Origin of the sequence: Microcoleus sp. F10-B2, assembly GCF_036704965.1 — a bacterium.
Classification (GTDB): domain Bacteria; phylum Cyanobacteriota; class Cyanobacteriia; order Cyanobacteriales; family Microcoleaceae; genus Microcoleus.
Genome location: NZ_JAUBTB010000084.1, coordinates 24,018 through 31,979, shown reverse-complemented (window position 1 = coordinate 31,979; position 7,962 = coordinate 24,018). Strand labels below are relative to the sequence as shown.

Here is a 7,962-nt window from a genome sequence, read left to right as displayed (position 1 = left end):
AATACGTAAATACCACATTTTTTATATTTGTCTTTTTGTCAAGTACAATTTATACTAAATTAGATGAGCTTACCCTGCGTTCACTAGCTATCAATAGTTTGATAAAAAGCTTTCTGGAGGAAACATTGACAGACATACCAATAATAAAATGCAATGTTAATTTCGCTAAACAATTTAGGTAATCCCTCTAGTAAGCTGGAAAAAAGCTTGTTTTTTAAATGCAGGGAATCCACGCCGATCGCAAAAAACAACAAGCCCAAACCAGCTAACAGTATTTGGTAGGGAGTCAACTGCAGTTCTCGCCGAAAAAACCATCCGTAGGAGGACAAAACAACGGCGTACAAAAGACTTACTCCTACCTTAGGAATTCCCAGTGCTATCATATATATATGAATTCTGTAAATTTCATTTAGGAGAAATCCACCTGTTAACAAAGCCGAGAACAGAATAAATCGATTTTCTGAATGGCGCGGTTGAATATTTTGAGCTAATCCATAGGTGAAAGTACAAACAATGACTGGTACAGAACATAAAATCTGGAATGTCCGAGTTAACAAGGCGACATGGGGATTGGGGGAAAAATAAGGGTGAAAGAATAAATCGCTGACTTTTAAGCCGGAAAGTTGAGTAAAAATTATCAGCAGCGCCACTAGGAAGAAGGATGAACAATTTAGTCGAACAACAAAGCGAGAAATAGTCATAAGCAATTAATACCACAAATTAGGTTTACTGCCCAAATACAAAAAAATTATATCACCACTATATCTGGATATTTTGCTAAACTTAATCAAGAGTGCAATCAAAACAAGGAGACAGTCATGCTGTCAGTGAAGGAAGCAGAATCGATCGTTCTAAATTTGGCGCAACCCCTCGACAGTCAGCGGGATGTAGAAACTGTAGACTTGCTGGCAGCATCGGGGCGCATTTTGGCGGCACCCGTCACTGGTTCTCTCGATTTTCCTTATTGGGATAATTCAGCAATGGATGGGTACGCGGTGCGGTTTGCGGATGTGGAAAACTGTAGCGCCGAAAAACCAGCGGTACTCGAAGTAGTAGAAGAGATTCCAGCCGGATATCAGCCTCAAAATACCGTCAAATCGGGGCAAGCGGCGCGAATTTTTACGGGTGGGGTGATGCCTGCCGGTGCTGATACGGTTGTAATGCAGGAAGAAACAAGGCGTGAGGGCGATCGTATTTTTATCTTAGTTTCTCCTGAAAAACCGCAAGCATTTGTCAGGCACAAAGGCGCTTTTTATCAAGCAGGAACAACTTTGCTAACTCCCGGTACAGCTATCAAAGCCCCAGAAATAGCGGTGTTAGCAACTGCCCAGTGCATTCAAGTTCCCGTTTATCGGCGGCTGCGGGTGGCCATTTTTTCTACTGGTGACGAATTGATATCGCCAGACGAACCTTTGGCACCGGGGAAACTGGTAGACTCGAATCAGTATGCTTTGACAGTTTTGTTGGCACAAATGGGATTTGAACCGATTCGATTGGGCATTGTTCCTGATAATGAAGAGGCGTTAAACAAGGCGATATCCCGGGCTGTTGCTACGGCGGATGTGGTTCTTTCTACGGGCGGCGTTTCGGTTGGAGACTACGATTATATTGAGAAAATATTGGCAGAGTTGGGAGGAAAAATTCACATTAGTTCTGTGGCGATTAAGCCGGGTAAACCTTTAACGGTTGCTGAGTTTAAACGAGGTGAAAAAAATTCGGATTGTCTCTATTTTGGTTTGCCGGGAAATCCGGTTTCGGCTTTAGTCTGCTGTTGGCGGTTTGTTGTGCCTGCTTTGAGAAAAATTTCTGGGCTTGGCGCGGATGCTTGGGGACCGGAGTTTGTCAAAGCTAGGTGTAATGCTGAATTGCGATCGCCTGGCCGGCGCGAAACTTATGTTTGGGGTAAACTACATTTAGTTGCGGGAGTGTGGGAATTTGAACCTGCTAGCGGCAGCCAAAATTCAGCGAATTTAATTAACCTCGCCAATACAAGTGGTTTAGCCGTTTTGCCACCAGCAGAAACCTGGATTTTACCAGGCGAATTCGTGGAAGTTTTAAAAGTTAGTCATTAGTTAGTTGTTATTGGTTCGGTATAAGTTTATGTAAAATATTAACAACTAAGTAATCTTCCTTCTTCCTTCTTCCGACTTCCATCCGTTACATCCGTTACATCCGTTACACAATCCGTTGCCGAACTTCCTTCATATTATGAGAATTTTAATTGTTGAAGACGATCCGATGATGCAACTGGGATTAGAGCAAGTTTTAGCCGATTCCCCAGAAATAGAAATAGTAGGACAAGCAGAAGATGGCTATTTAGGCGTAGCAGCCGCACTGAAACTCAAACCTGATATTATTGTGATGGATATCGGTTTGCCGCGGCTGGACGGCATAGCAGCGACGCAGCAAATTAAAGCACAACTGCCAGAAGTTCGAGTAGTAATGTTAACTTCTCACACGGCAGAAACTGAAATTATTGCTGCCCTTTCTAGTGGTGCTGATGCTTATTGTATTAAAGGTGCTTCTGTAGACAGGCTGTTAGCAGCGATTGCAGCCGCAGCAGAGGGAGCTACATATCTTGACCCTCAAATTGCGCGGACTGTCATCGAACACCTCAAACCCCCGATCCCTGCCTCTACAACTACTTTTGGTCAGTTGTCGCAGCGGGAATTGGAGGTGTTAAAATTAATGGTGGAAGGTAACAGCAATCCCGAAATTGCAGCGGCGCTTTACTTGAGTCCAAATACTATTAAAACTCACGTTCGCGGTATTATGAATAAGTTGGCAGTGGATGACCGCGTGCAAGCAGCAGTTGTAGCGCTGAGAACTGGATTGGTGTAAAGAAGGAAGAAGGAAGAAGGAAGAAGGAAGAAGGAAGAGGCAGTAGGGAAGAGGGAAGAAGGAAGAACGAATAAAAATAATTCAAGGTTTTTCAGTGACCAATTCCCAATTGCTAATTTCCAATTCCAAATACCAAATTCCCATTATCAATTACTAGCAATTTGAGTGATATAATGTATGTCTGAGTGGATAGAAATCGGTAAAATTGTAGCAGCTCAAGGTTTGGACGGGGAAGTGCGAGTCTATCCCGATTCTGATTTCCCGGAAAGGTTTATCGAACCGGGGAAGCGGTGGATTTTGCGCCCTAACAAAAGTGAACCGGAACCGATCGAGTTTTTGGGCGGTCGCTACATTCCGGGCAAAGGGCTGTATGCTGTAGAGGTAGAGGGTGTGGAAGACCGCGATAGTGCTGAGGCGCTGCGGGGCTGCAAGTTGTTTGTTGAAAAGACCGATCGACCTTACCTCGAATCTGATGAGTTTTACGTCCAAGATTTGATCGGTATGGAAGTTTTTAACCAGTTAACCGGGGAAATTTTAGGCACGGTAAGTGATATTATTCCCGCAGGTAACGACCTTTTAGAGGTAGAAACTAATCTAACGGCGTCGGAAACTGTCGCCGCAGAATTAGAAAAGCCAAAACATCCTGAAACTCCCCAAGCCAACGCTGACCCTAGAAATACCCGCAAACCACGGAAAATTCGCGTTAAAGAGCCTAAATCAACAAAAATATTGATTCCTTTTGTGGAAGAGATTGTGCCAGTTGTTGACTTAGAACAAGGGCGAATTGAAATTGTGCCTCCTCCTGGTTTATTGGAATAATATCATATCCGGTCGCTCGACCGGACATGATATTAGTTATTAAAAAATCCCCCTACTTCGGCGAGGCGGTTCCTAATTCCCGATATTAATCTTTTTCTTGATTGGTGTACCGCACTATCAAGTAACTGATGGAAAGCGCGAAAATTGCAATCGCCAAACCAATCAAGTCGGCTGCGGTTTTCTTTTCCAGGTCAAGAATGATGATTTTTCGAGATACGGCTATCAAAGAAGTTACAATAACTAGCTCTACTTGAATTACGTGCTTTTTGAGATAAGCTGTAATATTTTCCAATATTTCCAGAGCAATTAAAACATTTAAAAACAACCCAAATATGGCAAACAACGTGTCTTTTAACAAATTATCCGTGTGGTTTACCAATTCTTTTGCTAAAAAAACCAGCAAATCGCAAACGCTGACGATAATTACCAAAATCATCGCCAGTGATAAAATTTTGGATATTATTACTTCTACACTTTCTGTAAAATGCAGAAAATTTGCTTCATTCCCTAACCTAGAAATTTGCCTAAATATTTTTTTCAGCATACCAGTGATTTAGTCATCATTCACTGATAATTCTGTCATTGTTCCGTACAGTTTGCAAGCGCCCAACTCTGCGATTGCTTCGTTTCACCGCGCCACCAGGCTGTGGGGAAGGTGGCTGCGGCGGCTATGCCTGCCGATTATACAGCCTATTCCAGGTTTATGAAGTACACCGCAGAAACCGGGTTTCTTTACAGTTTTGGCATCATTACTGATTCTGTTGCTCGAAACCCGGTCGATCGCGATCTACATCTACATGGAATATGCTGTATTTTAGAGTTTTTCATTTCTGTCAGGAATCGATCGCACGCGATCGAACTCCTAATTAATAAAATTTTGCCCTTAAAAATCCTCAAACTATTGGCTAGCAATATTTTGAGGACTTTAATAAACGGTGCGATCGCAGAATCTACTATTCTCAACAGACAATAATTGTTGACTCCAGGCTCGCTCCGACCGAAAACACAAGAGAGCTAAAAATTTAGCTGGGGTGGTTTAGTAGCGACGAGAATTGCCACCGCGATCGTTGTTGCCCCAGTTACCGCTGTTACCGCGTTCTTCGCGGGGTTTTGCCTTGTTGACCTTGAGGTCGCGACCCATCCACTCAGCGCCGTCAAGAGCCTCAATGGCTGCGGCTTCTTCTGCTTCAGTAGACATTTCTACAAAAGCGAAGCCCCGCATCCGACCTGTTTCCCGGTCAGCAGGCAATTGAACGCGCTTTACTGTTCCGTACTCTCCAAAAGTTTGGTTGAGGTGCTCCTGCGTTACTTCGTAGGATAAATTGCCGACATAGATTGACATTGAACATTCTCCAGAATTACAGGGTGTAGAGATTTAAATCCGGAGGAACGCCGATCGAACGAACTGTACTGCCGAAAATAAAGCCTTATAAAAACATCATAGCACATACAGGTGCAAACTGCAATTGTCTGACTCGATTAATTACAAAGAAGGCAGAAGTCATTCATCAGAAGGAAAAACCCCGAATTAAAGAAGGAAAAACTCAGAATAATTTAATTTTCCTTGTTCCGGGTTCTGCCGGGGAAACCTAGCTTTTAGGGTGCGTAATGGCTCAAAATTGCTCGCTCGACAGAGTTTTTGAGTCCAGTAGAGCACCCTGCGATCGTGCCTCAGCAACTGCTCAGAAACCAAGTTTTTTGACAAAAAACTTGGATTTTACGTGAGTCTTTGCCAAGAAACCAAGGTCATGACCTTGGTAGCACTAAGTAGGTCGGCGGGCTTAAACTGAACTATGTAACTTTATGTAAACAGGGTCTCCTAGTTCTGCTTTCTTGGCATTTTGATACTTAACGATCGTTTACATAGTTGCGTTTTACAGCGCCGGCCTACTTATGTGAGTTTTAACATCCCATAGTTAGACCCCAGCTCAAGAAGTGACGGCGAGGGTAGATTTTGCCCAATTAAATTCCCCAACTTCAGCGACAACTTCCCCCGCAGTTTCTGCGCCAACCAGCACCAACTGTACCGCACAAGCTTTTAACTCTGGTTGTTTGGAATCTGGACAGCTTGCAGAATGAGTCAGGGCATTGGCTTCAGCTCTTTCGGCCCACAGATAACCCCAGTGCATCGGTACAAATAGAGTACCGGGCGCGATCGCCTTGGTGACTTTTGCCGGAAACTGCGACTTGCCGCGGCGCGATCGAACTTCCAGCAAATCCCCCTCCTTAATCTGCAATTTGGCAGCATCGCGCGGGTGAATTTCCAAAAACGGATCGGGGTGCAATTGATTAATTTTTTCTGTTCTACCCGTGCGCGTCATCGTGTGCCAGTGTCCGTAAAGTCTCCCTGTGGTCAACACAAACGGATAGTTCGGATCGGGAGGTTCTGACAGTCCCCGGGAGTGATAGGCGGAAAATCTCGCCCGCGCGTCGTCCGTGTGAAAACGCCGATCGGTATACAGCCGTTTCGCTTCCTTCCCGGGAGGCACAGGCTGATTTTCCGGGCAAGGCCACTGCTGGGGGCCTTGGAGGCGCAAATACTCATGGCTCAGGCCAGTTACATCGCAAGGCCTCCCTTCTGTCAACTGCACGTACTCTTTGAATACGTCACCAACATTCTCGAAAGCAAAGTGTTCGGCAAAACCCAATCGGCGGCCCACTTCAGCGAAAATCCTCCAGTCGTCGCGCGCTTCTCCGGAGGGAGTGTCGAAACCGGGACAAAACGTAACGCGACGTTCGGAATTCGTCATTACTCCGGTTTTTTCGCTCCACTGCGTTGCCGGCAGCAGGATGTGAGCGTAGGCCGACGTTTCAGTGGGATAGTAAGCTTCTTGATAAATAGTAAAGGGCGATCGCAGCAAAGCCGCCTTCGTGCGTTCCAAATCCGGCATACTAACTACCGGATTTGTAGCTGCAATCCACAGCAACTCGACATCGCCAGTTTCCAAACCGGTAATCATCTCCCAAGCTGTGCGGCCCGGATTCGGGGAAATACTTCCCGGTGCGATTCCCCAAAACTCCTCGACTTGGGTTCTGTGTTCGGCATTTTTCACAAACCGGTAGCCTGGGAGCAAGTGAGACAGTCCTCCAGCTTCCCGCCCTCCCATCGCGTTTGGCTGGCCGGTCAGGGAAAACGGGCCGCATCCCGGTTTGCCGATTTGACCGGTCATCAAGTGCAAATTAATCAGCGATCGCACCTTTGCCGTGCCTTCGGAGGACTGGTTGATTCCCATCGACCACAGGGACAAAACCCGCTGCGACTGTTCCCAGTAGTTTGCCGCCGTTTCTAACTCGCCCACAGTAATGCCGCAGCGCGATGCTACAAACTCCGGCGTGTAGCTGTTAATCACCTCAGCAAAAGCTGAAAAATTCGCCGTGCATTCTTGAATAAACTCAGGATCTATTGCTTGCCTGCGCAACAGCAAATATGCAATTCCGTTAAGCAAATCTATATCCGTACCCGGTTTAATTGCTAAGTGCAAATCGGCCGCTTCAGCAGTCGGAGTCCGCCTCGGATCTACCACAATCATCTTGACATTGGGATGTTTTTTGTGGTACTTTGCTAATCGGTTGAACACAATCGGATGGCATTCCGCTGTATTGCTGCCGATAATAAAAGCGCAATCTGTTAATTCTAAATCCTCGTAACAGCAAGGTGGCCCGTCCGAACCAAAACTTTGAACGTATCCCGAAACTGCTGAAGACATACACAAGCGAGAATTCGCATCAAAATTATTTGTACCCAGACAACCTTTGATGAGTTTCTGGGCAACATAATAATCTTCTGTAACGAATTGACCCGAACCGTAAACGCACAAAGCATCGGGGCCGCTGGTGCTGCGAATTGTTTGGATGCGGTTAACAATTGCATCGAGAGCTTCGTCCCAGCTAGCGCGGCGGAAGGGTTGGTCGAGAGCATCTCGCATCATCGGATAAAGTAGCCGATCGCTCCGAATCGACTCTGCTACCGTTGCTCCCTTAATACAAACCATGCCCTGACTTGATGGGTGATTGCGATCGCCCCGGACTTTCCAATTTTGTTTTGTGTCAGGAACAACTTCTAGACCGCAACCTACACCGCAGTATGGGCAAAGAGTTTTTATAGTTTCCATCTGGTGATTTTAGATGCTAATTTTTGAAAGCTAATGGGTAATTGGTAATTCGTCATTATAATCGGAACAGAGGGCTCCTGCAAATAATGTATCAATAATTACTAACTTACCGCAAAAATGCTTTACAACAACGGACAATACCCTGATTTAAAGTTAACCGCTCTCTTACTAAAACTCGCGATCGATCTGG

8 protein-coding genes are annotated in these 7,962 nt (G+C 45.4%); 4 read left to right on the top strand and 4 right to left on the bottom strand.

The annotated features are described in order from the left end of the window. Positions 1–83 precede the first annotated feature (83 nt). Complete coding sequence (locus QUA99_RS25605) at positions 84–701, bottom strand: hypothetical protein (protein WP_333241921.1); 618 nt, start codon at positions 699–701, stop codon at positions 84–86. Positions 702–818: 117 nt separating this feature from the next. On the opposite strand from QUA99_RS25605, the gene QUA99_RS25600 reads away from it, so the two are divergent. The 3 genes from QUA99_RS25600 (at position 819) to rimM (ending at position 3,660) form a co-directional block, all read left to right on the top strand. Further along, complete coding sequence (locus QUA99_RS25600) at positions 819–2,072, top strand: molybdopterin-binding protein (protein ID WP_333241923.1); 1,254 nt, start codon at positions 819–821, stop codon at positions 2,070–2,072. Between the two features lie 136 nt (positions 2,073–2,208). Next, positions 2,209–2,841, top strand: coding sequence for a response regulator (locus QUA99_RS25595; protein ID WP_006632834.1), 633 nt, complete (start codon positions 2,209–2,211; stop codon positions 2,839–2,841). A gap of 177 nt (positions 2,842–3,018) precedes the next feature. Then, positions 3,019–3,660 carry a ribosome maturation factor RimM gene (rimM, locus tag QUA99_RS25590; protein WP_333241925.1) on the top strand — a complete coding sequence of 214 codons (642 nt, stop codon included), beginning with the start codon at positions 3,019–3,021 and terminating at the stop codon, positions 3,658–3,660. Between the two features lie 85 nt (positions 3,661–3,745). Here rimM and QUA99_RS25585 read toward each other — a convergent pair whose 3' ends face one another. Next, a complete protein-coding gene (locus QUA99_RS25585) occupies positions 3,746–4,204 on the bottom strand; it encodes a phosphate-starvation-inducible PsiE family protein (protein WP_333241927.1) in 459 nt (152 codons plus the stop codon). Positions 4,205–4,330: 126 nt separating this feature from the next. On the opposite strand from QUA99_RS25585, the gene QUA99_RS25580 reads away from it, so the two are divergent. Further along, entirely contained in the window at positions 4,331–4,633 is a 303-nt protein-coding gene (locus QUA99_RS25580) for a hypothetical protein (RefSeq protein WP_333343580.1), read from the top strand. A 63-nt stretch (positions 4,634–4,696) separates the two neighbouring features. Here QUA99_RS25580 and QUA99_RS25575 read toward each other — a convergent pair whose 3' ends face one another. Both QUA99_RS25575 and QUA99_RS25570 read right to left on the bottom strand, forming a co-directional pair. Then, positions 4,697–5,002: an RNA-binding protein gene (locus QUA99_RS25575; protein ID WP_333241931.1), complete on the bottom strand. Its 306-nt coding sequence runs from the start codon at positions 5,000–5,002 to the stop codon at positions 4,697–4,699. Between the two features lie 586 nt (positions 5,003–5,588). After that, positions 5,589–7,772: a nitrate reductase gene (locus tag QUA99_RS25570; protein WP_333241933.1), complete on the bottom strand. Its 2,184-nt coding sequence runs from the start codon at positions 7,770–7,772 to the stop codon at positions 5,589–5,591. Between the last annotated feature and the right edge of the window lie 190 nt (positions 7,773–7,962).